This is a genomic window from Pseudomonas sp. GW821-FHT03E01 (assembly GCF_059420765.1).
On record NZ_JBWKUI010000003.1, the window covers coordinates 39,157 to 63,182 of the forward strand.

At 60.6% G+C, this 24,026-nt stretch carries 18 protein-coding genes and 3 pseudogenes; 11 read left to right on the forward strand and 10 right to left on the reverse strand.

All coding sequences use genetic code 11. The features are described from left to right. Positions 1 to 2 precede the first annotated feature (2 nt). The 3 genes from AC07VO_RS05690 to AC07VO_RS05700 are packed head-to-tail and all read right to left on the reverse strand — an operon-like array spanning position 3 to position 3,867. Positions 3 to 797: an SDR family NAD(P)-dependent oxidoreductase gene (locus AC07VO_RS05690; RefSeq protein WP_019578593.1), complete on the reverse strand. Its 795-nt coding sequence runs from the start codon at positions 795 to 797 to the stop codon at positions 3 to 5. 26 nt (positions 798 to 823) lie between these two features. After that, a complete protein-coding gene (locus AC07VO_RS05695) occupies positions 824 to 2,314 on the reverse strand; it encodes an aldehyde dehydrogenase family protein (RefSeq protein ID WP_018927855.1) in 1,491 nt (496 codons plus the stop codon). 11 nt (positions 2,315 to 2,325) lie between these two features. Beyond that, on the reverse strand, positions 2,326 to 3,867 hold the full coding sequence (locus tag AC07VO_RS05700; RefSeq protein ID WP_192351211.1) for an acetolactate synthase large subunit: 1,542 nt from the start codon (positions 3,865 to 3,867) through the stop codon (positions 2,326 to 2,328). 248 nt (positions 3,868 to 4,115) lie between these two features. On the opposite strand from AC07VO_RS05700, the gene AC07VO_RS05705 reads away from it, so the two are divergent. After that, positions 4,116 to 4,874, forward strand: coding sequence for an IclR family transcriptional regulator (locus tag AC07VO_RS05705; protein ID WP_018927853.1), 759 nt, complete (start codon positions 4,116 to 4,118; stop codon positions 4,872 to 4,874). Positions 4,875 to 4,923: 49 nt separating this feature from the next. On the opposite strand, the gene AC07VO_RS05710 is transcribed toward AC07VO_RS05705, so the two are convergent. From AC07VO_RS05710 to AC07VO_RS05720, 3 genes are all read right to left on the reverse strand, one after another. Continuing rightward, positions 4,924 to 6,249, reverse strand: coding sequence for an alginate export family protein (locus tag AC07VO_RS05710; protein WP_018927852.1), 1,326 nt, complete (start codon positions 6,247 to 6,249; stop codon positions 4,924 to 4,926). Positions 6,250 to 6,252: 3 nt separating this feature from the next. Continuing rightward, positions 6,253 to 7,686, reverse strand: coding sequence for an aldehyde dehydrogenase family protein (locus tag AC07VO_RS05715; protein WP_018927851.1), 1,434 nt, complete (start codon positions 7,684 to 7,686; stop codon positions 6,253 to 6,255). An 89-nt stretch (positions 7,687 to 7,775) separates the two neighbouring features. Then, entirely contained in the window at positions 7,776 to 9,224 is a 1,449-nt protein-coding gene (locus tag AC07VO_RS05720) for an APC family permease (protein ID WP_018927850.1), read from the reverse strand. Between the two features lie 344 nt (positions 9,225 to 9,568). On the opposite strand from AC07VO_RS05720, the pseudogene AC07VO_RS05725 reads away from it, so the two are divergent. The 3 pseudogenes from AC07VO_RS05725 to AC07VO_RS05735 form a co-directional block, all read left to right on the forward strand. Then, a pseudogene (locus AC07VO_RS05725) lies at positions 9,569 to 10,762 on the forward strand (PDC sensor domain-containing protein); the annotation flags it as partial. A 318-nt stretch (positions 10,763 to 11,080) separates the two neighbouring features. Continuing rightward, positions 11,081 to 11,620: pseudogene (locus AC07VO_RS05730) on the forward strand (methyl-accepting chemotaxis protein); the annotation flags it as partial. Positions 11,621 to 11,722: 102 nt separating this feature from the next. Next, positions 11,723 to 12,982: pseudogene (locus tag AC07VO_RS05735) on the forward strand (MFS transporter); the annotation flags it as partial. Between the two features lie 39 nt (positions 12,983 to 13,021). On the opposite strand, the gene AC07VO_RS05740 reads toward AC07VO_RS05735, so the two are convergent. The 3 genes from AC07VO_RS05740 to AC07VO_RS05750 form a co-directional block, all read right to left on the reverse strand. Next, positions 13,022 to 14,470 carry an APC family permease gene (locus AC07VO_RS05740; protein ID WP_018927847.1) on the reverse strand — a complete coding sequence of 483 codons (1,449 nt, stop codon included), beginning with the start codon at positions 14,468 to 14,470 and terminating at the stop codon, positions 13,022 to 13,024. A gap of 189 nt (positions 14,471 to 14,659) precedes the next feature. Then, positions 14,660 to 15,400 carry an IclR family transcriptional regulator gene (locus AC07VO_RS05745; RefSeq protein WP_018927846.1) on the reverse strand — a complete coding sequence of 247 codons (741 nt, stop codon included), beginning with the start codon at positions 15,398 to 15,400 and terminating at the stop codon, positions 14,660 to 14,662. A 60-nt stretch (positions 15,401 to 15,460) separates the two neighbouring features. Continuing rightward, complete coding sequence (locus AC07VO_RS05750; RefSeq protein WP_192351207.1) at positions 15,461 to 16,435, reverse strand: helix-turn-helix domain-containing protein; 975 nt, start codon at positions 16,433 to 16,435, stop codon at positions 15,461 to 15,463. A gap of 214 nt (positions 16,436 to 16,649) precedes the next feature. On the opposite strand from AC07VO_RS05750, the gene AC07VO_RS05755 reads away from it, so the two are divergent. The 5 genes from AC07VO_RS05755 (at position 16,650) to AC07VO_RS05775 (ending at position 21,055) form a co-directional block, all read left to right on the forward strand. Continuing rightward, positions 16,650 to 18,026 carry an aspartate aminotransferase family protein gene (locus AC07VO_RS05755; protein WP_018927844.1) on the forward strand — a complete coding sequence of 459 codons (1,377 nt, stop codon included), beginning with the start codon at positions 16,650 to 16,652 and terminating at the stop codon, positions 18,024 to 18,026. A 33-nt stretch (positions 18,027 to 18,059) separates the two neighbouring features. Then, positions 18,060 to 19,514: an aldehyde dehydrogenase family protein gene (locus AC07VO_RS05760; RefSeq protein ID WP_026286552.1), complete on the forward strand. Its 1,455-nt coding sequence runs from the start codon at positions 18,060 to 18,062 to the stop codon at positions 19,512 to 19,514. 105 nt (positions 19,515 to 19,619) lie between these two features. Continuing rightward, entirely contained in the window at positions 19,620 to 20,183 is a 564-nt protein-coding gene (locus AC07VO_RS05765; protein WP_018927842.1) for a cytochrome b, read from the forward strand. 154 nt (positions 20,184 to 20,337) lie between these two features. Beyond that, complete coding sequence (gene crcB / locus AC07VO_RS05770; protein ID WP_064617293.1) at positions 20,338 to 20,721, forward strand: fluoride efflux transporter CrcB; 384 nt, start codon at positions 20,338 to 20,340, stop codon at positions 20,719 to 20,721. 10 nt (positions 20,722 to 20,731) lie between these two features. Further along, a complete protein-coding gene (locus tag AC07VO_RS05775) occupies positions 20,732 to 21,055 on the forward strand; it encodes a DUF190 domain-containing protein (protein ID WP_019578582.1) in 324 nt (107 codons plus the stop codon). A gap of 121 nt (positions 21,056 to 21,176) precedes the next feature. On the opposite strand, the gene AC07VO_RS05780 is transcribed toward AC07VO_RS05775, so the two are convergent. Next, the gene (locus AC07VO_RS05780) at positions 21,177 to 22,514 is read right to left on the reverse strand and encodes an alginate export family protein (protein ID WP_192351205.1); all 1,338 of its coding nucleotides are present in this window, start codon (positions 22,512 to 22,514) and stop codon (positions 21,177 to 21,179) included. Positions 22,515 to 22,751: 237 nt separating this feature from the next. Between AC07VO_RS05780 and AC07VO_RS05785 the strand changes: the two genes are divergently transcribed. Further along, entirely contained in the window at positions 22,752 to 23,144 is a 393-nt protein-coding gene (locus tag AC07VO_RS05785) for a DUF6152 family protein (RefSeq protein ID WP_019649037.1), read from the forward strand. A gap of 67 nt (positions 23,145 to 23,211) precedes the next feature. After that, complete coding sequence (locus tag AC07VO_RS05790) at positions 23,212 to 23,994, forward strand: hypothetical protein (RefSeq protein ID WP_192351203.1); 783 nt, start codon at positions 23,212 to 23,214, stop codon at positions 23,992 to 23,994. The last annotated feature ends 32 nt before the right edge of the window (positions 23,995 to 24,026 follow it).

Below are 24,026 nucleotides of genomic sequence, written 5' to 3' on the forward strand. Positions count from 1 at the left end.
CCTCAGATGTAGATGCCGCGGGTCAAACCGCCGTCGATGCCGATGGATTCTCCGGTCACCGCGCCAGCCTTCGGCGACGCCAGGAAACCAATCAGCCAGCCCATTTCAATCGGTGCCAGGGTGCGGCGAATCGGCGTCGCGTCGATGTAGGCCTGCTCAACCTGTTCCGAGGTCTTGCCTTGCTTGACCGCTTCGCGCTCGTACAACTCCTGGATGTGCGGGGTATCCACCACGCCGGGATGGATCAGGTTGACCGTGATGCCCGAAGGGCCCAACTGGTCGGAGAGGGTTTTGGTCATGTGGGCGATCGCCAGGTTGCGCATCCCCGAGAGGACTTTGCTGCTACGCCCGGTGAGGCCGCCGATGTTGATGATGCGACCGAAACCGCCGGCCTTCATGTGCGGGGTCACTGCCTTGGCGCAACGGAAGTAGCCGATCACCTTGGTGTTGAGATCCGACAGCAACTCGTCGTCGCCGGCATGTTCGATGTCATTGCGCACCACGCCGGACGGCGCTGCGGCACCGTTGACCAGGATGTCGATGCGGCCGAAGTGTTTGTGCGCAGCTTCGACCATGTCAGACACGGCCGACATCTGATTGGTGTCGCAGTACAGCGGCAGTACTTCGTTGCCGGTCTGAGCCGTGATCTCTTCGGCAGCCTGTTGGAGAAACTCCATGCGGCGTGCGCAGATCACCACCTTGCAGCCCTCTTCGGACAGAAAACGTGCGACTTCCTTGCCGATACCCATACCGCCGCCGGTGACGATGGCCACGCGGCCTTTCAATTCCAGATCCATAGCATTTCCTCTTGTGATTATTCGGTTCAGGCGAGATCGACGAAGACGCTCTTGGTCTCGGTGTAGGCATCGATCACGTTTTTACCCATTTCCCGGCCCCAGCCAGATTGCTTGTACCCGCCGAACGGCGAAGCCGCGTCGACCACGTTCCAGCAGTTGATCCACACCGAGCCCGCCTTGAGCTGCGCCGCCACGCGGTGCGCCGAGCGCAAGTCGCGGGTCCACAGGCCTGCTGCGAGGCCATAAGGCGAATCGTTGGCGCGCAGCACCAGGTCGTCGATTTCGGTCCAGCTCATGACGGTCAGCACCGGACCGAATATCTCTTCGCGGGCGACACAGGCACGTTCGGCGCGATCAAGGAACACGCTGGGCGCAATGAAGTGGCCGCGCTCCAGGTGGGCGGGACGGCCGCCACCGCAGATCAGTTCGGCGCCCTCCTCCTGACCACGTTGCAGGTAGCCTTTGACCGTGCTCAATTGGCGGCCCGACACGAGTGGGCCCATGCTGGTGGCCGGGTCCAAACCATTACCGAGCACGTGGGCGGTGGCATGCCGCTCAAGTTCTTCGAGCACCTGATCGAGCACACTGGCGTGTACGTATAAACGTGAGGCAGCCGTGCACACCTGGCCCTGGTTGTAGAAGATGCCATCGGCGGCACCTTTGGCGGCGCGCACGATATCGGCGTCTGGCAAGATGATGTTCGGCGACTTGCCGCCCAATTCCAGCGAGACCTTTTTCATGTTGCTGGTGGCCGCCTGAGCGATCAGCCGACCGACCTGGGTCGAGCCGGTAAAGGCAATTTTGTCCACGTCGGGATGCTGCGCCAGCGGTCCGCCCGTTTCCGCGCCAAGACCGGTGATCAGGTTGACCACCCCCGCTGGAAACCCGGCGGCCTCGATCAACTGCACCAGTCGAATCGCAACCAGCGGCGTTTGCTCGGCGGGCTTGAGCACCGCGACACAACCTGTCGCCAGCGCCGGGCCAAGCTTCCACACGCACATGTTCAACGGGAAGTTCCACGGTACGATCAGCGCGCACACACCCACCGGTTCACGCAAGGTGTAGTTGAGCATCGGCGCACCGCTGGCCGGCGATACAGGCAACGTGCTGCCTTCGATCTTGGTCGGCCAGCCGGCGAAATAGCGAATGATGGTCGCCGCACTGGCCGCTTCACCTCGAGCGGCCGAGATGGGCTTGCCGTTCTCCAGCGTGATCAACTGCGCTAGCTCCTCGCGGTGCTGATCCAACAGGTCCGCCAGTCGAAACAGCAGCAGACCGCGCTGGGCGGGAGACTGCAGCGCCCAGGCGCCGTTGAAGGCTGCGCGGGCTGCCGCAACGGCCGCATCTACGTCACTCGCGTCACCTTGGGCCACTTCCGTCAGGGTTTCTTCAGTTGCCGGGTTTTCCACGGCAAACCGTCGGCCAGCGGCGGCGTCCTGCCAACTGCCACCGATAAACAGGCGGCCAGGCTGGGACAGAAAATGTTGCACAGCAGGTAGCACTTCGAACTGTTTCATCATCGACTCCTTCACAGCGCCATTTCGATCAGGCAAGGACCACCGTCGGCATTGGCATTGGCCAGCGCCTGTTGCAGTTCGGCATTGGTGTGCACCGTGCAGGCCGGCACACCGTAGCCCTTGGCCAGCGCTTTCCAGTCAATCCGCGGGCTATCGAGCACCGTCAGGCGCAGGGCTTCGGTGCCCATTTCAGTCATGCCGAAGCGGCGCAGTTCGTTCTGCAAAATGGCGTAGCGATGGTTGGCGGCAATCAGGATCACCACCGGCACCTGCTCACGGGCGATGCTCCACAGGGTTTGGATGGTGTACTGGGCACTGCCGTCGGATTGCAGGCAGAACACGCGATTGCCCCGCTCCGCCAAGGCGGCGCCGAACCCCACCGGAATGCCCTGGCCGATCGCGCCACCGGTATTGGTCAACACCCGGTGCCGCGCGGCGCTAGCAGAGGCGGTGAAAAACGGATAGCCACAAGTGCCGCCTTCCACGGAGACAATGCTGTCGTCCGGCAGCGATGCGGCTAAAACCTGGCCGATGGACTGAGGTGTGAGCTCGGCATGGCCTGGCGGCAGTTCGATGCCCATCGGTGTCGGCACGTAGGCCGGTGCATTGAGGGCATCGGCCAGCGCCGTCAGCGCGCCGGCTACATCGTCACCGACATCGGCCAGCGTCAGCAGACGCTCACGCTCGGCGAGGCGCGACGGGATGCCTTCGTAGCCAAAATAACTGATGGGCTCCGGCACCCCGGCACACACGACCTGGTCGTACTGCTCAAGGATTTCAATGGCCACTTCCGGGAAGTACGGCAGGCGATCCAGATCCGGCAAACCACCACCACGGTAGCTGAGCCGTGGAAAGGTCTCGGCAAACAGGCGCACGCCAGGCAGTTGGGCCAGGCGCCCCGCTGCTTCCAGACCGGCAACCGACAACCCCTCATCCCCGACAATAAACACCAGGCGCTGCCCGTCACGCAGTGCCTGTGCCACCGTCTCGACCCGGTCACCGGCAAACCGGCGAACCGGCGCCCGCATCGGGGCGAACACGCCGTTGTGCGTCACTGCGCTGGCTTGCAGGTCCATGGGCAGAATCAGGCTGGCGATCTGCCCTTTGGCCTGCCAGGCCGACCGCACCGCTTCCTGCAAATCTTCGCCGATACCCGACGCCGTGCGCGAGGTGCGCACCCAACCGGAGACAGTCCCGGCCAAGGCCTGGATGTCACTGGCCAGCGGCGGATCGTAGTTGACATGCCATGACGCGTGATCACCGATCACGTTGACGATAGGGGTATTGGCACGACGTGCGTTGTGCAGGTTGGCGATGCCATTGGCAAACCCGGGGCCCAGGTGCGTCAGGGTCATCGCCGGCTTGCCGGCAATCCGGCCATACCCATCCGCCGCCCCCGTGCACACCCCTTCGAACAACGACAACACCGGCTTCAGTGCTGGTGCGCTGGCCATGGCCGCCACCAATGGAATTTCGGTGGTTCCGGGGTTGGCGAAGCAGTATTCGATACCGCTTGCCGCTGCCGCATTCACTATCAGTTGCGCACCATTCATTTTCAGCCCTCTTGCTTGAGCATTTGCAGTGATGAGATTTATCACACACAAATACTCAACCAACAAGCATTAAATTCGTATTTGTCTCGTTTTGTGAGATTTATGCGATTTTATTTGCACCAGAAAGACTGCCGAGATTGCGTTTTTCTCTCACTGAGGTAGTGTTGCGCCAGCGCTTGGCGCTTCTGCGGGATGTCTGGTCTACGCCGGAACGAAGCACGCGCCCTCCCCCCGTCTTTAGGAACGAAATGAGTAGCCTGAGCAAATTGCTGAGTGTCCTGGACCTGTTCGGTCCACAGACATTGAAAATCGACCCCGACACCATTGCCGAGCGCATGGGCCTGTCACGTGCGACCGTGTACCGCTACGTCAAGGATTTGTGCGACGCCGGCCTGCTGACCCGCGTGGACGCCGGCAGTTATGGCTTGGGACCGCGAGTCATCGAACTGGACTGGATGATGCGTCAGTACGACCCTATCCTCGTTGCCGGGCGCGAGTTGATGCACGAGCTGTCCGCGCAAACCGGCCTGGCCGTGTTTGCGAGCGTCTTTTATGACGGTCGCATCATCAACACCTACATCGCCGAACCCACCGACACCTACCACTTTGCGTTCGGGCGCGGGCAACCGCTGCCGTTCTTTCGCGGCGCGCAATCCAAGGTGTTGATCGCCTTTCAGAAAGGTCGCCGTTTGCAACGCTTGTTCGACGAGCATATGGCCAACGACCCGGACTGCCCTTATGACTGGTCAAGCTTCTCCAAGGCCGCGAAAAAGATTCGCAAGGACGGTTACTGCCTCACCCATGATGAACTCAACCTGGGCTTGACCGGCATCGCCGCGCCGATCATCCAGACGGACATCGACGAAGTGGTTGGCAGCCTGTCCGCCGTCGGCAGCACGCAGAGCTTCAAGCTGCTGCGCCAGGAAACCGTGATCGAAATGGTCATGGATACCACTCGGCGCATCGCCGAAAACATGCGTAATCAGTCGAACACCACCACGCCCTAGCCTATGGACAAGCCGCCGGTCTCTTACCGGGGACGCGGCGGATGTGCGATCAGAACGGAACAGCCACCGTCAATTGGCTGTACAGGTTAGTGCCATTGCCGCCGACTTGATTACCGCCCGTGGTTGAGTCCTGATCGGGTTTGTAGAGGCCAATCAGCGGGGTAATGATCAAGTGCGGGTTGGCTGCCCATTCGGCGTAGATATCCAGCTCACGGGCATTGAGGTTCAGCGCGTTGTTTTTACGCACCGTGTCGAAATCGAAGTACAGCGCGCCCAAGGTCAGGTTTTCCAGCGGAGTGGCCTTCAGACCGACGTGCTGAATGCTGGTATTGCTGTTGAACGGCCCGGCGTAGTTTCCGGCGACTTCGCCCTGGAACCAGGTGCCGTAGCCCATGCTCAAGCCAGTGAACAGCGGATCCCATTTCTGTGAATAGCGGGTATAGCGATAGGTCACCTTGGGCGCCCAGGCGGTATCGGCGAAGGTGTAGCCCGCTTCGCCGTACCAGGCTTTCTCAGGCCCGGCGTCCTTGTCCTGCCAGGCGTATTCGAACGCCAGGCTGACGTTCTCGATGCCCGCATCGCCTTCACCGCGAACGCTGTAGACGTTCATGCCTTTGCGCTGGCGTTGAACGTCGGTGGCCCATTGATCGCTCACGTCGATGCCGTGTACCCAGGTCAATCCGATCGTACCCGGCTGGGTGGTGTAATCCAGCGTGCCGGCGGCCAGTTCGGTTTCGGCCTGGACGCGGTTGTCGGATTTGAGCCACACCAGACTGCCGTGCAGGCCATCTTGCCCACCCAGGCGCAACAGCGCGGTTTGATCGAACGCATGCCGTGCAGCCAGGTAATAAGCGCCCCCACGGTTCATAGTGCCATTGGCCGGACCCTCGCCCAGGTTCAGTCCGTCATCGTTGATCAGGAACCCTCGGCCCAGCTTGACCACCTGGCGCCCGCCGGAAATATCAACCCCGTCCTTGCCTAACGCAGGGAACAGGTCGCCGGAGCGCCAGCCCAGGTAGGCGTCTTCGATCTTTGTTGTGCGCTCGGTTCCCAGGGAATTGCCGCCTGGGTCGCCGTCGCCCCAGGTGGCGGAACTGACCAGGGCGAATGCCCCATACGCGGTGCCATTGCCCGCCAGGGACTGGTCGCCATTCAAGCCGTACTTGATGAAGCCTTCGCGCCAGGTAGATCCACCGGGTGTGCCGTCGTAGTTCTTGCGACTGTTGAACTGGCCGAACACGGCGGTCATGTCTGCGTTGAGGTGACGGCTCTCATCACTGTACAACTCATAGGCCTGGGCCTGATTGATGGCGCATAGCACCAATGTGCACACAAGCGTGCTACCAAACACGGGATGGCGTGATGGATTGCGCATGGCTCAAGCTCCTTGTGGTGCGCCTTTAAAAGGGCGGACAAACAGCAGTTGCTGGCCAGTGAACTCCAGCAGCCCCTCAAGGCCGAACTCGACGCCAAACCCGGACATCTTGCTGCCGCCAAACGGCGTATTCGGCTGAATCTGCGCGTGGCAATTGACCCAGGCAACGCCGCTTTCCAGGCGGCTGGCCAGTGCCTGGGCCTGCTCGACATCCGGCCCCCAGACCGATCCGCCCAGCCCCATGTCGCCGGCATTGGCGCGCCGCAGTACATCCTCGACATCCCGGTACGCGATCAAAGGCAACACAGGACCGAACTGTTCCTCGTCGACCAGACGCTGGCCATCTGTCACGTCCGCGACCAGGGTCGGCGGATAAAAGAAACCGGGGCGATCCAGACGCGCGCCGCCGCACAGCACGCGTGCGCCTTGTGCCCGCGCGTCAGCGACCAGCGCGTCGACAAGCTCCAATTGCTCAAGGTTTTGCACCGGTCCAAAGGTGACGCCAGCTTCCAGGCCATCGCCCACCACTTGGCGCGTCGCAATCAGGGTCAGCGCATCAGCAAAGGCCTGGTACTGCGATTCGTGGATATACAGGCGCTTGAGGGCCGCGCAGGTCTGGCCCATGTTGAGAAACGCCGCCTGGAAAATCTCCTCGACCACCGCCTCAACCGGCGTACCGGGCAGAACGATTGCCGCGTCGTTACCACCCAGCTCCAGCGTCAGGCGCTTGAGGTTGTTGGCGGCGCCGCGCATGACGCTTTGTCCGGTGGCGGTCGAGCCGGTGAACACAATCTTCTGAATGCCGGTGTGCGAAGTGATTGCGCTGCCGAAACCTTGCTCACCCGTCAGGCAATTGATCACGCCGTGAGGCACATGGCGGGCGATGATCTCCACCAGGCGCAAGGTGCTCAGCGGGGTCAGGCTCGACGGTTTGCTGATCACACAGTTACCGGCTCGCAGCGCCGGCATGATGTGCCAGACGGCGATCATGAACGGCCAGTTCCACGGCGTAATCGACGCCACCACACCCAAAGGCTTGCGATGCAACTCGATCCGCTGGGTGGGGGTTTCCTCCACCAGCTCCACGGCAATCTCCTGCCCGGCCGCATAGCGGGTCCAGGCGGCGGACCCCATGACTTCGGAAAACGCCAGTTCCAGTGGTTTACCTTGTTCCAGCACAATCAGTCGGGCCAGTGACTCTGCCTCCCGCTCGATATCCGCCGCAACCGCCAACAGGCGCTCGCAACGGTCTGCGTGGGTGCTGTGCCGCCAGCTTTTGAACGCCGCTTGTGCAGCGTCGACCGCCTGGTCGAGTTGCGCCAGCGAGCCGGCGGGGCATTGGGCGAATGCAGCACCGGTGGCCGGGTTGATCACATCAAACTGGCCCTGTTCACCGGCGACCTGAACGCCATTGATGAGCATCTTGTAGTTGTGCATTTGAAACCTTCCTTTCACACACTGACGAGCCATGCCGGGCAACGGCAGGCTGGAATTGTCTGGTTAGTCGAGCAGTAACGAGTACGGCCTTAAAGCTTGTGGCTGCCCAAGGCGAGAAACCGTTGCGGGGAGATCTTTCGCAAGCGCGCGGCGAGCATGACGCCGATGATCAGGGCCGCGGGAATGATGGCGCAGAGTCCGTAGGACAATAGCTGGCTGGCCCCGGTCAACACGTCGAAATGCACCACCGCCAGCCCCAGCACGAGCACCAATGCCAGGGAGGAGAAAACAGGCAGGATGCGCCCGCGCCATATCCCGACGTTAAGCTCGGGATGACGCTGAAAGTAGACGCAGACCGCTACCGACGTCAGCGCCATCAGTAAAATGACGCAGAGGGTGGCGAGGTTGGAGAACCAGGCGAACAGTTGCAGGATCGGGTCCGCATCCAACGCAGCGAAAATCAGTACCACCACAGCAGCAATCAGGCTCTGCAACACCGAACCCATATGGGGGCTCTGATGCACGCGGTGAGTGGTGCCCAACAGACTGTGCAACAGGCCATCACGGCCGATCGCGTAAAAATAACGCGCGGCGGCGTTATGAAAAGCCAGGAGGCCGGCATAGATACTCACCATGAACAGCACCCGGATAATCTGAGTCAGCCAGGGGCCGACAAAGTGATCGGACATGCCGTAGATAAACGTCGTGGGATCCTGCAAGGCCTGCAGCATCGGCACGATCTTGTCCGCGCCCACGCCCACCACCATCGACCACACCGACAGCGCGTAGAACCCACCGATCAGCAACACAGAACTGTAGGTGGCAATCGGGATAGTACGCTGCGGGTTCTTGGCCTCTTCGCCGTAAATAGTCGTCGCCTCAAAGCCGATGAATGCCGCAAAACAAAACAGCAGGCCGATGGACGGGGTACCGCCGAGCACATGGGTGCGGTCGAACGCATCAAGGTTGATGCCGCTGTCGCCGCCGGATTTGAGGATGGCAAAATCCAGGATCAGGATCGCCAGGTACTCGGCGATTACCACCACCGACAGCACCCGCGCAGAAAGGTCGATCTTGCGATAGCCCAGAATCGCAATGCTCGCCATCGCCATCAGCGAGTAGGACCACCACGGCAACACCAGCCCAAATACACTTTCCATGGTGCCACTGACGACCCCACCGAACATGCCATACAACCCGACCTGAAGAATGTTATAGGCAAACATCGCCAACACCCCGGCCGCGCCGCCTGCCAGGCCACCCAAACCACGGGAGGTGAACGCATAAAAACCGCCGGCATTGGTCAGGTGCCGGGACATGGTGGTGTAACCCACCGAGAACGCGAGCAGCACCAGCAACGCCAGGATCAGCAATGCCGGAGTACCGGCACCGTTACCCAGCATGATGCCAATCGGGAAGCCACCGGCGATCACACTTAAAGGACTCGCCGCCGACACCACGAAGAAGATGATGAACCCGACGCCCAGGGCGCCACGCTTGAGCTCCGTGGAGCTGTTGATCGAGATAGGTACACTCATGTTGTTGACCTTATTGTATGAGGCAGTCGCTGTTGGGGTGGCCCGATTGAATTCCATCGGCACCGATTAGCGTTTTGTTTTAGTTGCGCGCTGAACTCGATCCTATGCCCGCCCCTGAACCGCTCGCTATCCCAAATCGGTAGCATCCGAGGCGCCGCCCCAAAACAGGTCGATGCGGCACCCGCAATCCGGCAGTCCTTGCCGATTCGGGATAACCGGCTGGCCGTTCCCTCCCGCATGCTAGCGTCACCCGCTCTATACCCAGATGCCGGCACCGATAATAAAAAGCGAGGGCCTGGACCTCAGCCCATCGCAGCCAAAGCCCTCTGCAGGAAGCCTCAGTCATGCGTTTAGCTCATCTCACTATCCAATGGCGGATCACACTCCTGAGCGGACTGTGCCTGCTGGCTGTCGTCGGCGCGCTGGTAGGCGCCTCGGTGTACCAGAACCAACAAAGTGCAAAATTGCTGAAGGAGCAGAGCAGTCACCTGCTCGGGCAAGCCGCCGTGGAGCGCTTGCAAGCCCAGGCCGTTGCCCATGGCCAACAGGTCGAACGCTTTTTCAACGAAACGGCGCTGTATGGCGAAGGGTTCGCGCAACAGGTTTTGCAACTGCGCGATCAAACGCTCAATGGACGCCTCACGGCTGGGCAATTGCGCGAAGCGCTGATCAGCGTGACCCGTCAGACACTGCTCAGACGCGAAAAAGTGCTCGGCCTGTACGTCATACTTCTGCCTGACGCGTTGGCGGGCGCAGACGCCAATTTCGTCGGGCAACGTGCACTGGCGAGCAACGAAAAAGGTCGTTTTGCGCTGTATTGGTCACAGAGCCAGCCGGGACAATTGGTCCAGGATGTGCTCACCGAGGCGCAAATCTTCACCAACACAGCGCCCCCCGGCAGCGAACCGACAAACGTCTGGTACACCTGCCCTCAAGCTCAAAGGCGCACTTGCGTGGTGGAGCCCTACACCAGTGAGGTGGAAGGCCAGAAAGTCCTGATGAGCAGCATTTCTGTCCCTCTGATCGCCAACGGCAAGATCCTCGGCGTGGTCGGCATGGACATTGGCCTCGACACGCTGCAAAAGCTGGCTGCCGACCTCGGCCAGGACCTGTATCAAGGCTCCAGCGAAGTGGCCATTGTGTCGGCCTCCGGCCAGGTGGCAGGACGCAGCGGCGAAGTCTCCGGGACCACCCTCGATATACGCCAGGCTCTGCAACCCGTGGCAGGCAATCCACTCTGGCAACTGGAGATCAAGGTTCCCCAAGCCCTGGTGCAGGCACCCGCCCGGCAAATGCAAAGCGAACTGGACGACAAAAGCCGCCAGGCCAACTGGCTCAACCTTTGCCTGGGGGTATTGGCCAGTTGCCTCGGCATGTTGCTGATCTGGCTGGCCGCCTACGGGGTGACACGCCCGCTGCTGAAGGTGGCAGGCCTGCTTGATGCCATCGTCGATGGCGATGGTGACCTTACCCAACGCCTGCCCGCCGGGCGACGCGACGAATTGGGCCAATTAGCCAATGGGTTCAACCGTTTTCTGGACAAGTTGCAGCCAATTATTCGCGACATTCAAACCGCCTCCCTGGATACCCGCAACAGCGCCAATACCTCGTCGGGGATTGCCCGGGAAGTCAGCGCAGGGATGCAACGCCAGTACCGCGAAGTGGAGCTGGCCGCGACCGCGCTGCACGAAATGAGTGCCAGTGCCCAGCAAGTGGCGCGCCATTCCCACGGTGCCGCCGACGCAGCGACAGCCGCCGAAAGCGCGAGCCGATCAGGTCAAGCGGTGTTCTCCATCGCCGAAAGCAGCATCGAAAGCCTCGATCAGCGTCTGGACACCACCCTTAAGCAAGTGCATGCCCTCGCCGATAGCAGCACCCAGATCGGCCAGGTGCTGGACGTCATCAGCACCATCGCGCAGCAGACCAACTTGCTGGCGTTGAATGCGGCCATCGAAGCGGCCAGAGCGGGCGAACAGGGGCGCGGCTTCGCGGTGGTAGCCGATGAAGTCAGGCACCTGGCCAGCAACACCCAGAGCTCGGTCGAACAGGTCCGCACGGTGATAGAAATGTTGCAGCAGTTGAGCCAGGAGGTGGTGCACAGTACCCAGCTGAGCCGCGAGCAAGCCGGCAACAGCGTGATCCAGGTGCAACAGACCCGTACGGCGCTGGAGAATATTTCCCAGGCCGTGGATGTGATCGAGCAAATGAATCAGCAGATCGCCAGCGCAGCCCTGGAGCAAAGCACGGTCGTGGAAGATATCAACCATCGGGTCAGTGGCATTCGCAGCATCAGCGAAACACTGACCAAACGGATGAGCGATGCCTCAACGGCCAGTGACTCACTCCATGAAATGGCCAACCATCAACAGCAGCTTGTCGGCCATTTTCGAGTGTAAAGGGGCACGGCAGGCTACCTGCCGGTGCTGACGTCTTGACTGAGTGACAGTTGCCGGCTTTCGACCATCGTTCATCGAGCCCCCCCATGATGCCCCCACGTTGGCCTGTTCTCGCTGATCGCGGCCTTCTCGCCATCGGCCAGCGTATTGATCGGTGCCCGCGGCTTTCTGGCTGTCGGCGCGGCGATGATGATGCCGGCTACGCTGGCCATCGTGCGGTTGACGTTCGCCGACCCGCGCGAGCAGGCGATGGCTTTCGGCATCTGGGCATCGGTTGCCTCAGGGGGCGCCGCGTTCGGCCCGGTGGTGGGCGGCCTGCTGCTGGAGCACTTCTGGTGGGGCTCGGTATTTCTGATCAACGTGCCTATTGTGCTGGTGGCACTGGTCCTCGGCGCGGTGTTGATCCCGAATCACCCGGGGGATGCCAAAAAGCGATGGGACTGGCTGGGCTCGCTGCAGGTCATGATCGGGTTGATCAGCCTGGCGTATGCCGTCAAGGAACTCGGTAAACGGGCGCCCTCCTTCGACGGCATGCTGGTGGCGGTCGTGCTGGGTGCGCTATTTCTGACACTGTTCATTCGACGCCAACGCCGTGCCGCACAGCCGATGCTCGATCTGGCGCTGTTCACTGCACCGGGCTTCAGAAATGCCGTCATTTCAGCAGTCGTGTCGGCCGCTGCGTTGATCGGCATGGAACTGGTGTTCAGCCAGCGCCTGCAACTGGTACTCGGCATGTCGCCGCTGGAGGCGGCATTGTTCATCCTTCCTCTGCCACTGGGCTCCTTCGTCGCAGGGCCGCTTGCCGGTTACTACCTGCCGCGCCTGGGAAACCGGCGGATGCTGTGCTGGACGTTGCTGCTGTCGTCAGTCGCGATGCTGAGCTATCTCTTGCTGTACAACGCTGCGGTTTACCTGCAAGTCGCCAGCCTTGCCCTATTGGGCTTGACGATTGGCGCTGCACTGACCGTTTCGTCCAGCACCATCATGCTCAGCGTGCCCGCCGATAAAGCCGGCATGGCCGCCTCCATCGAGGAAGTGTCCTTTGAACTGGGCGGTGCTGTGGGTGTGACGCTGGCGGGCAGTCTGTCATCGGCGATTTATGCGTATTCGGCGGGCCTGATGATTCCGGCATGGCTGACCCTGAACCCCGCGACATTCGAGAGTCTCGACGACGCGTTGGTCGTCGCCGAGACGTTGTCACCCGAAGGCCGCGCGATGCTGAGCGCATTCGCCCGTGCGGCGTTCGATGCAGGCTTTGTTGCCGTGCTGGCAGCGTCGGCAGTCCTGCTGTTGATCGCCTCGCTGCTGGTCATGCTGAGCAGACAGGCGCAGCCGCGCGAGGTCGCAGACCTTCCTTGGTAAGCAACGCGCAGATTTGGTTGAAAAGTTCTGCGTGGGGCCTTAAAGCTTGTGGCTACCCAATGCCTGGTACCGCTGCGGCGACGCCTTGCGAAGTCGAGCCGCCAGGAACACGCCACCCAGCAGGGCCGCGGGAATGATCGCGCAGAGACTGTATGACAAGGCCAGGCTGGCGCCCGTCAGTACATCGAAGTGCACCACCGCGAGTACCAGGACCGCCAATAGGGCAATGCAAGAGAAACCGGGGAAAATCCGCCCGCGCCAGATCCCCACCTTGAGTTCGGGGTGACGCCGGAAAAAGAAGATTACCGCTGCGGACGTGAGCGCCATCAACAAAATCACGCACAGCGTGGCCAAGTTGGACAGCCAGGCAAACAGCTGCAGGATCGGATCGGCATCCATGGCGGCGAAAATCAGTACCACCACCGCCGAAATAAGGCTCTGCAACGCCGACCCCATATGAGGACTCTGGTGCACGCGATGGGTAGTACCCAAGCGGTGCGGCAACAGGCCGTCACGCCCAATCGCGTAGAAGTAACGGGCCGCGGCGTTATGAAACGCCAGCAGGCCGGCATAGATACTGACCATGAACAGCACCCGGATAATCTGAGTCAGCCAGGGGCCGACAAAGTGGTCGGACATGCCGTAGATAAACGTCGTCGGGTCCTGCAAGGACTGCAGCATCGGCACGATTTTGTCCGCACCCACGCCCACCACCATCGACCATACCGACAGTGCGTAGAAACCACCGATCAGCAACACCGAGCAGTAGGTGGCAATCGGGATAGTACGCTGCGGGTTCTTGGCCTCTTCGCCGTAAATAGTCGTCGCCTCGAAGCCGATAAATGCCGCGAAGCAGAACAGCAAGCCGATTGACGGTGTGCCGCTGAACACATGACCGCGATCAAACGCATCAAGGTTGATGCCGCTGTCGCCGCCGGATTTGAGGATGGAAAAATCCAGGATCAGGATCGCCAGGTACTCGGCGATCACCATCACCGACAGCAGCCGCGCCGACAGGTCGATCTTGCGATACCCCAGAATCGCAATGCTCGCCATCGCCATCAGCGAGTAAGACCACCACGGCAGCACCAGTGCGAACATGCTTTCCATGGTGCCACTGACCACCCCGCCGAACATGCCATACAACCCGACCTGAAGAATGTTATAGGCAAACATCGCCAACACCCCGGCCGCGCCGCCTGCCAGGCCACCCAAACCACGTGAGGTGAACGCATAAAAACCGCCGGCATTGGTCAGGTGCCGGGACATGGTGGTGTAACCCACCGAGAACGCGAGCAGCACCAGCAACGCCAGGATCAGCAACGCCGGCGTGCCGGCGCCATTGCCCAGCATGATGCCAATCGGGAAGCCACCGGCGATGACACTTAACGGGCTCGCCGCCGACACCACGAAGAAGATGATGAAACCAACACCCAGGGCACCACGCTTCAACTCCGTCGAACTGTTGATCGGGATAGATACGCTCATGTTCTTGACCTTATTGTATGAGGCAATCGCTGTAGGATCGGTGCAGCAAGCCGTTCACCGTCACCGATAGAGCTTGTCGCTTTTATCGCACGCTGGATTCGATCCTATGCCTCACCGTGAACGCCCCGGTATCCCAAATCGGTAACCTGTTACGCCATCACCTGAACAGCGCCATCCGCCTGCCTGACCTCACTGCGAAGCGAGACGCGCCGTCAGTTCTGACGCCGCGCCGGTCACCAGGTCGCACAGATAGCCTTGCTGAAACGCACCGAACCGCTCACTGCGCCCCACCAGGGTCATGCTCCCTAGGACGCGCTGCTTTTCGTCGAAGATCGGCGCCGCGACGCCACTGCGTCCTGGGTGCAGCTCGCTTTCGCTGATGCAGTAGCCCTGCTTGCGGATGGCGAGCAGGCTCTTGATGAACGGCTTCCACTCCAGCCCCAGATGCTGCAATTCGGATGGGTTCACGTGCGCGTCGTAAACACGTCGGATTTGGCGCGGTAGCAGATAAGCCAGTACGACCCGGGAGGTCGCGCTGTGGAAAAGATCGATCGACCGCCCCCTGCCGCTACCGACCGGTCCAGCATCGGAGCCACGATGGATCAGCACGTTGACCACGGAGTCGCCATGCCACTCGCTGACCAGCGCATCCAGGCCGGTGTCGACGACCAGGTTGTCGACCAGATCCCGGCTGCATGCCAACAACGGATCGTAGTTCGTCATCAGATGCTCCAGCGTGACGATTCGCGGGCCGAGCGCATAACCACGCGGCAATCGCTTCAAAAAGCCCGCGTCGCCCAGTTCGCGCAGATAACGATAGGCGGTGGCGGACGTGTAGCCGAGCTCCCGGCAAATGATGTCCACATCGATGACCGGTTGTTCCGGGCGAAACAGGTCGAAGACCATGAGCAGACGGCGCAGGCTATTCATCTTTCTCTACATCCTTGTGAAGCCAACGGTCACCCCACACTGCTTTCAGCGGGCGGGTGTTCAGGCATGAGCGCAACCGGTGATGGCAGCGCGGGGGGTATGGGACGGCAACTCTGCGAACAGCTCCTGGTACTCCGCCGCAAAATGGCTGAGGTGAAAGAAGCCCCATTGGGCAGCGGCATCGCCGATCGAGAGATGCGACGCGCGGGTGGACATCAAGGTCCGGCGTACACCGTTGAGCCTCACAGAGCGCAAGTAATTCAGCGGCGTCGTCTCGGCAACCGAGCGAAAGCTGTTCTGCACGGTACGCCGACTGACCTGGAGTCGCTGGCACAACTCGATCACGCTGGGCACGTCGATCATCTCCGCGGTCGCCAGACGGTGGCATTTCTCGACAATGAAGCTGCGCGTGGAGCTTGCGGAGCGTTGTTGCTTGTCGCAAGCCGGGTCGGCCATGAGTTGCAGCAACTCGCCGAGCATCGCCTGTTCCAGCGCCAGCTCCCGCTCCCGATCTCGCGTGCTGTCGAGTTCTTCGTACACCAGGGCCTGGGAGAACATCGCCAGCAATCGGCGACGAGCGTCTGCAAAGCGCGGCGTGGAAACCCTGATCACCGGCTGACGCAGCAACAGGCTGACCTCCTTCGCCGAAGCCGTTTGCGCCAACGCCTGCTCGAACAATTCACGTTCGAAGGTGATGGACAGCAGCTCCATGCCCATCGGCATATGGAACATGAACTCCTCGCCACCGTGAAGAAAGAACAGGCTGCTATCGTCCGCCTCCCGTCCCTGCATCCGAATCGAACCCGGGGTGGTGATCGGCACGGCAAAGCACATCTTGCCTCGGGGAGCCACGCCGTGCTGCACGACACGCTGGTTGATCTGCTCGAGAAAGACGTGGACACCCGCCGTCGACAACTGCATCAGCGAACTCTCAGTCGAGCCTGCCGTTAGCTGACTGTAGTCCTGGTTCCACTCCTGGACGGTGGCCGCATGGACATGGACGTCTCTGAAATGGCTGATAGTCTGATTTTTCATGATGTCGAAAGCCTCTGCCAATATTCTTGTTTTTAGATCGCCTTCCTATGCGATATTCGCACATAGTGAGAATTTTGCACAATTCTTTATGAGATTTTAAATTCACTGGACAGTGCGCTCAGGGCGGTCCACTCATATGCCAATTCGGGCTACCGGCCATACACACACCACGGAGATGATCAGCACACTTAAATCGACATCCAGAGTGAACGTCATGAGTGAAGCCAAACTTGAATCCCTCCATTTCGCGGATGCCCCGCGAATTACCTCCAGCACACTTCCCGGCCCCAAAACCAGCGAGGCCCTGGCGTTGTCGGCGCGTACCGAGTCGATGGCGCGCGGCGGCGGACGCATGCCTGTGGCCATGGACCGCGCCTTCGGCGCGACCTTCAAAGACCCGGATGGCAACACCTACATCGATTTGTCCGCCGGCGTGGGCGTCAGCAGCGTAGGCCGCTGCCATCCGAAGGTGGTGCAGGCGATCCGCGAACAGTCCGAAGTGCTGATGCATGCCCTGGAGGTCAACAGCACCCGGCGCACCGAGCTGGCGGCCAAGCTCTCCGAGATCGCGCCCGACGGCTTGCGTGGCGACTGCATCACCTTCTTCACGCAAAGCGGCAGCGATGCGCTTGAAGCAGCCATCAAGTTCGCCAAACGCATCACCGGGAGGCACCAGATCATCGCCTTTCATGGAGGCTACCACGGCGTGTGGAACGCCTCGGGTTCCCTGACGACAGGTACGGCATACCGCAAGGGTTACGGAGCCCAAATGGGCGGGGTGATTCACGCCCCCTACCCTTACGCCTACCGTTTCCCTTTCGACACCACTCACAAAAGCGCCGAGCAGATCGCCGGCGAATATGTGGACTACCTGTTGAACACCCCCTACACCGCCGCCGATGACGTGGCTGCCGTGATTGTGGAACCGGTGCAGGGCGAAGGCGGCTACGTGCCTCCTTCACCAGAATTCCTGCAGCTTTTGCGCAAAGCATGCGACCGTAGCGGCACGCTGCTGATCGTCGATGAAGTGCAATCCGGCGCAGGGCGCACCGGCAAGATGTGGGCGGTCGAGCACTCGGGCGTGAAGCCGGACATGCTCACGTTCGGCAAAGGCATCGGCAGCGACCTGCCAATGGCGGGCCTGATCATGCGTTCGGACCTGGCGGCGGCGATTCCTGACGGATCGATGCCCAACACCTTTGCCGCCAACTCGTTGTCTGCGGCGGTTGCGCTGACCAACATCAGCATCCTGCAGGACCCGGAGCTCGATCTGCTCAACCGTGCGCACACCCTGGGGTTGGAGGCGCAGGAACGTATCCGTGGCTTCAACAGCCCGTTCGTCGCTGAAGTCCGCGGCCGCGGCCTGATGATCGGTATCGAACTGGTTGAAGACCCAGCCACCAAGGCTCCCCTGGCGCCCGAAAAAATCGGCCAGCTCATGGGCTACCTGCTGAACCACGGCGTGCTGATGATTCCCTGTGGTCGCTATAGCAACGTGATGCGAGTCATGCCGTCGCTGACGATCTCACGCTCGCTGTTCTTCAAGGCACTGGACATCTTCGGCGACGCCCTGGCTTCCCTTGAGGCATGACCCGACCACTGCACATCACTTATGGACCGCAAAATGACTGAGCACTTGAATCACTTCATCGAAGGCGCGTCCTTCGAAGCCTCCGACGGCCGTCGCATAAACCTCGTCAACCCCGTGACAGAACAGGTGTACGGCAGTTCCGCACAGGGCACGACTGAGGACGTGGACCGCGCAGTGGGGGCCGCACACCGCCAACTTGAGGGTGGCGCCTGGAGCCAGCTCGACGGCGCCCAGCGCGGTCGACTGCTATCGAAACTCGCTGACCTGGTTGAACGCGACAGCGAATTGCTGGCCGATCTGGACGCCAACGCCATCGGTCGCTCACCCATCGAACCGCGCCGGATGGACTTGCCCAACGCGATCGCCAACCTGCGTGCCGCTGCTGGCTGGGCCAACCAGCTGGAAGGGCGCACCATTCCCACCGGTGGCTACTTCGGCACCAAGACTCTTTCGTACACGGTACGCGAGCCCGTGGGTGTGGTCGGCGCCATCGTTCCCTGGAATTCTCCGTTGATGATCACCGTCTGGAAGCTCGCCGCGTTGCTGGCGGCAGGCTGCACCGTGGTCATCAAACCTTCGGAAGAGACGCCGCAGTCTGCCCTGCACCTGGCGGTGCTGGCTCAGGAAGCGGGCTTCCCTGACGGTGTGATCAACGTGGTCACCGGCTACGGCAATGAGGTGGGTCGCGCCTTGTGCGAACACCCGCTCGTTGCCAAGATCAGCTTCACCGGCAGCCCCGAGGCCGGACGCGAAATCCAGCGCACCGCCGGTGTGCTGTTCAAGCGCGTGGCATTGGAACTGGGCGGCAAAAGCCCCCAGATTGTCTTCGACGATGCCTCTTTCGAAGACGCGCTGCGCGGGTGTGCGCTCGGCCTGTTCGCCAACCAGGGCCAGGTCTGTGCGGCCGGCTCGCGCATCCTGGTGCACCGCAGCATCGCAGATCGCTTCGGCGCAGCGCTGGCCGATGCCGCAGAGGCAGTCAACGTGGGCGACCCTCGCCAGCCCGGTGTACAGATGGGACCGGTGGCCAAGAAAGCGCAATTCGATCGCGTTAACCGATACATCCAACTGGGAATAGACCAAGGCGCCTCGCTGCTGGCCGGTGGTGTATCGACGCCTGAACAGGGCTGGTTTGTCCGGCCGACGATCTTCACCAACGCGAACAACGCCATGGCGATCGCCCAAGACGAAATCTTCGGGCCCGTCGGCACGCTGATCACGTTCGACAGCGAAGAGGAAGCTATCGCACTGGCCAATGACTCCTCCTACGGCCTGGCGGCCACGGTCTGGACGACCGACCTGGTGCGAGCGCACCGCGTAGCCGCTGCGGTGAAGGCCGGTGCCGTGGGTATCAACTGCTGGAGTCCGCTGGACGCCAACCTGCCCTGGGGTGGCGTAAAGACCAGCGGTATCGGCCGTGAAGGCGGGTTTGCCGGCGCGGTGGCCTACACCGAGGAGAAAGTCATCACCGTGCTGCTACCTTCCTGAGCACGATCCCTGTCCTGACCGAATAACCCTCCGGCCCCTGTGCCGCGAGGGTTAGCGTTCAAAAGTGCATCCCTGATGCCGTTGATAATCAATGGAGAGACTGCGATGAACCCGATAGATCAACAAACAACCGATCGGTATCCGACGTCCCTGCGAATGTTGCACTGGGTGCGTGCCGCACTCATCGCAGGCCTCCTCTGGGCAGGCTGGCATATGACCGGTCTGAATGACGAAGTGGCGAGCAAGTACGAGCTCTATTACCCGTGGCACAAATCCTTTGGGCTGTTGGTGTTTCTGGTTGTCCTGACCCAGATCGCCCTGCGCTTTCGGACCCCCGTGCTTCCGCAGCCGCTGGAAACGCTGGCAAGTTATGAAAGGTTCCTGTCAAGGCTTACGCAGCGTGTCATGTATGCGCTCGTCGTGATCGTGCCGTTGATGGGCTACTCAATGTCGAGCACTTACACGATGAGCGACGGGGTGTTCTTTTTTGGGGTCAACCTGCCGGAGCTCCTTCCGAAAAATGACAATTGGTTCGTCGTCTTCCAATGGCTGCACAAAGTGCTCGCCTACACCCTGCTCGGACTGATCCTGTTGCATGTCGTAGGCGCCCTCAAACACCGGTTTTACGACCGGGACCCTCGAAACGACGTCCTGCGCCGCATGCTGTAACTTGATGAGGCGTGGGCGCAAGATGTCCACGCCTTCGTGGCTCTGACCTGAGGGGGCCCGGTACAGTCACTTGCGTACGGGGTTCTTGAAGTTTTCAGTTCTGTTGTGCTTACCTGCTATCAGTTTGGCCCAGGTCTGACGAGGTGAGCCCGCCATGCTGAAATCACTCGCAGTTATCGCCGTTGGTGCGTCACTTGGTGCCTGGTTGCGCTGGCTCCTGGGCATGAAGCTGAACGCCCTGTTCCCCACGATTCCCCCGGGCACGGTGGTCGCGAACATGGTCGGGGGCTACATCATTGGCCTGGCTATCGCGTTTTTGGCCGCCTCACCCACCTTGAGTCCTGAGTGGCGCCTGCTGATCATCACGGGTTTCTGCGGTGGGCTTACCACCTTTTCTACGTTTTCGGCCGAAACAGTTGCCCTGATCCAGGAAGGCAGACTGCTCTGGGCGCTCGGCTCAATTTCATTGCACGTCGTAGGCTCGTTGGTGATGACCGCTGCCGGGCTTTTGTCCTATCAAATCATTGGCATGCGATGAGGAGATGAAAATGAAAGGTTTTCTGGTGATTTTCTTCACTCAACAGAACCGCCGTTATCAGGGAAAGATGCTTGGCGAATGGATCGTCGATGTGGCCAAGGAGATGGGGCTGCGTGGTGCGACTCTCTCTACGGCTATCGAGGGTTTTGGACACACCGGTCGACTGCACTCTTCGCATTTTTTTGAACTCGCGGATCAGCCTACGGAGATTCGCATGGCTATTACCGAGGACGAATCCGAAAGGTTGCTCAAGAGGCTGGAGGCTGAGGAAATCTCTGTGTTCTACATAAAGACCCCAATCGAGATGGGCTTCGTCGGCAAAAAAACCACCTAGCCTGGCCCCTCCTCGATCGCCTGTTGCCTGGCGACCTCCCATCGGGAATGCGCCACCGCGGGTGGCGCCCCCGATCAAGATACCGGCAACAAACCTTCGTCGTTACGGCGTGAGCGGCGACTCAGAACGTCATCCAGACGATGAACTGGAAGTAAGTGTTCGTTGATGCGCTCCCGCTCTGCAGACCACCGTCCCCGAGCCACTTTTCGGGCTTGTAGAAGCCGACCAGAGGCGAGAGTGTGACGTTATCCGTCACCATCCAATCCAGAAAAAGGTCGACCTCACGTGCAGCGAAGTCCTGCTCATGCGTACGGGAGAGCTGGTGGTAGTTGAAGGCCATTGCGTTAAGGGTCAATTTATCGGTCGGCTTGACTGAGAGGAGCACGTCGTTGATCGCCATGTTCGAGGTCACTGAACCTGCGTAATTGGCGGCGACTTCACCCTGGTATCGCTTGCGAAAACCTCCCTGGAACAGAAAGTCGTAACCTTCGGAATAGCGCGAATATCGATAGCTCACCGTCGGTTGCCATTGGGTGTCGGCAAAGGTGTAGCCCGCTTCGAAGAACATCGCCCGCTGTGAGCCCGAGCGTTTTTCCTGACGTGCGACCTCGAACGCAAAGTCGGCATTCTCGATCCCGGCATTGCCCTGCCCACGAATGCTGTAGATGTTCATGCCCTTGCGCTCAAGCCGATCACCAAAGGCATATCGCTCGTCAACATCCAGACCGTGCACGTACGTCGAACCGATCGAGCCGACGGGCGTCGTGTAGTCGAGGGTGGCGGCAGCCACTTCGGTCTTCGACTGCCCGGGGTTATCGGATTTGAGCCATATCAGGCTACCGTGCAGGCCCTCCTGACCACCCAGTTTCAAGACTGCCGTATTCCCGAATGCCAACCGCGGGCCAAGGTAAAAGGCGCCACCGCGATTGAACCGGCCATCCCTTACGCCCTCGATAGGGCTGAAGGCCTTCCCGGGGGCGAACCCGTCGTCAGTGATCAGGAAGCCGTCCACCGTAACGAGCTGCCGGCCAAAAGAGAAATCAACGCCGTCCTTGCCCAGTGCAGGAATCAGATCACCTGACTTCCAGCCCAGGTAGGCGTCTTCCACAGCCGTTCTCCTTTCATCCCCGGCGGTGACCCCACCCGCGTCCCCGTCGCCCCATGACCCCGTGCTGATCCAGCTGAGTCCGCCATAGATCGAACCGGCATTGATCTTGTCTGTCGTGCCGTTGAGACCGTACTTGGCGAAGCCTTCTTGCCACCGCATCCCGCCGGGCTCCCTCTGCGGGTCACCGATGTAGTTCTTCTCGCTGCCGAACCAGCCAAACCCCGCCGAAAGGTCGGCGTTCAGAACGGTTCCACCATCGTCTTCGTTGTAGAGCTGATAGGCGTGTGCCTGCGGCTCAAATGTACAGAGTGCAACCAGCGAAAGTAATGGGGCGTAACTGAGGGTGCGCATGACGTCTCTCCTGTTTTTATATTTATGAGGCGAGCCATGAGTGTTCCGGCTTGGGTCGCGCAAGCGGTAACCCAAATCAGCACTTTCAAGGGGCTGGCCACCCATCCCTTCGCGCGATACCTCCCCCACTGCAAAACATCCTCAGCGCCTTCAATGGTTGCCGTTTTGGGCTACGGCCTCTGAGCGCACTCCCCCTATGCTGGGCCCATAAGAACCATAAGAACCGAGGCACCTGTCATGACCCCTTTGTCACCCTCCCCGTTGTTACGTCAGGGGCTTTGTCTTCTGACCCTCTTCGCCTGCAGTGCCCTGGCACCTGTTGCCAGTGCTCACCATTCGTTCGCGCTTTTCGACCAGACCCAGACCGTCTCGATCAAGGGTGTCGTCGAGCGCTTTGCCTGGAGCAATCCTCACATCACGATTTACCTCGATACACCCGGCCCGCCGGCCCAGCGATTCAAGATCGAAACGGGCAGTGTCAACGCGTTACAGCGCACGGGCTGGACCGCTGAGTCGATCAAGGCCGGCGAGACTGCCGAGGTGTCCTTCAAACCGTTGAAAAACGGTGAGCCAGGAGGGCTGCTCGTGGAGATCAAGATCGGTGACGTCGTACTCACGGGCGGCGGATGAGAAATCCTTCCCTGGCTTCATGACGACCTAACCGACCGGACCAGACCAGCAGCGTGGAGACGTTTCAATGAAACCGACACGAACCTTGAACACGGCAATGATCGTCCTGGGCATCGCCCTCGTGACTGTCGCCGGGATGTGCAACGCCGCTACACCTTCCAAACCTCTAAGCGACAAACACAGCGTCAGCGCACGCCCCGACATCAGCGGCACCTGGGAACGAACCCCGGACGACTGGTTCGGTGAGAACCCCGACAACCCGGTGCACCCAGGCGGACCGATGGACCTGAAGGCGCCCTATGCCGACGAATACGTCGCGCTGAAGAAGAAACAAGCCGCTGCGAACGAGGCCGGAACGCCGTTGGCCACAACAAGTTCCAGATGCCTGCCCGAGGGAATGCCAACGTTGATGGCGGCGCTTTTTCCGATCCAGATCATTCACGACGACAAGCAAGTGGTTGTCCTCGGTGAGTATCTCCAGCAGGTCCGCCGGATTCTCTTGAACGAAGCGATGCCTGCAAAAGAAACCCTGGACCCTAAATATCAAGGCCATTCACGCGGCCATTGGGAAGGCGACACGCTCGTCGTGGAAACACAACGGGTGCGAACGGACGTGAGTTTCTACGACGTTCCACACGGCAAGGACATGAAGATCATCGAACGCATCAGGCTGACGGCGCCGGATCACCTGGAGAACCAGGTCGTGATCGAGGACCCGCAGGTGCTCAAGACCCCGTATCGCTTCACGTTCGAGTACAAACGGTCCAACTACGCCATTCAAGAGTATGTCTGCGAGAACAATCAGATCGTGATCGATAAAGAGGGCAAGGCATCCCTCAGTCTCGAGTGAAGTCGCCATTAATCGCCATCGGAGCTGACCAA

Excerpts from the sequence above, each read along its gene's own strand:
- AC07VO_RS05690 (WP_019578593.1), bottom strand. The coding sequence starts at position 797 with ATGGATCTGGAATTGAAAGGCCGCGTGGCCATCGTCACCGGCGGCGGT.
- AC07VO_RS05695 (WP_018927855.1), bottom strand. The coding sequence starts at position 2,314 with ATGAAACAGTTCGAAGTGCTACCTGCTGTGCAACATTTTCTGTCCCAG.
- AC07VO_RS05700 (WP_192351211.1), bottom strand. The coding sequence starts at position 3,867 with ATGAATGGTGCGCAACTGATAGTGAATGCGGCAGCGGCAAGCGGTATC.
- AC07VO_RS05705 (WP_018927853.1), top strand. The coding sequence starts at position 4,116 with ATGAGTAGCCTGAGCAAATTGCTGAGTGTCCTGGACCTGTTCGGTCCA.
- AC07VO_RS05710 (WP_018927852.1), bottom strand. The coding sequence starts at position 6,249 with ATGCGCAATCCATCACGCCATCCCGTGTTTGGTAGCACGCTTGTGTGC.
- AC07VO_RS05715 (WP_018927851.1), bottom strand. The coding sequence starts at position 7,686 with ATGCACAACTACAAGATGCTCATCAATGGCGTTCAGGTCGCCGGTGAA.
- AC07VO_RS05720 (WP_018927850.1), bottom strand. The coding sequence starts at position 9,224 with ATGAGTGTACCTATCTCGATCAACAGCTCCACGGAGCTCAAGCGTGGC.
- AC07VO_RS05740 (WP_018927847.1), bottom strand. The coding sequence starts at position 14,470 with ATGAGCGTATCTATCCCGATCAACAGTTCGACGGAGTTGAAGCGTGGT.
- AC07VO_RS05745 (WP_018927846.1), bottom strand. The coding sequence starts at position 15,400 with ATGAATAGCCTGCGCCGTCTGCTCATGGTCTTCGACCTGTTTCGCCCG.
- AC07VO_RS05750 (WP_192351207.1), bottom strand. The coding sequence starts at position 16,435 with ATGAAAAATCAGACTATCAGCCATTTCAGAGACGTCCATGTCCATGCG.
- AC07VO_RS05755 (WP_018927844.1), top strand. The coding sequence starts at position 16,650 with ATGAGTGAAGCCAAACTTGAATCCCTCCATTTCGCGGATGCCCCGCGA.
- AC07VO_RS05760 (WP_026286552.1), top strand. The coding sequence starts at position 18,060 with ATGACTGAGCACTTGAATCACTTCATCGAAGGCGCGTCCTTCGAAGCC.
- AC07VO_RS05765 (WP_018927842.1), top strand. The coding sequence starts at position 19,620 with ATGAACCCGATAGATCAACAAACAACCGATCGGTATCCGACGTCCCTG.
- crcB (WP_064617293.1), top strand. The coding sequence starts at position 20,338 with ATGCTGAAATCACTCGCAGTTATCGCCGTTGGTGCGTCACTTGGTGCC.
- AC07VO_RS05775 (WP_019578582.1), top strand. The coding sequence starts at position 20,732 with ATGAAAGGTTTTCTGGTGATTTTCTTCACTCAACAGAACCGCCGTTAT.
- AC07VO_RS05780 (WP_192351205.1), bottom strand. The coding sequence starts at position 22,514 with ATGCGCACCCTCAGTTACGCCCCATTACTTTCGCTGGTTGCACTCTGT.
- AC07VO_RS05785 (WP_019649037.1), top strand. The coding sequence starts at position 22,752 with ATGACCCCTTTGTCACCCTCCCCGTTGTTACGTCAGGGGCTTTGTCTT.
- AC07VO_RS05790 (WP_192351203.1), top strand. The coding sequence starts at position 23,212 with ATGAAACCGACACGAACCTTGAACACGGCAATGATCGTCCTGGGCATC.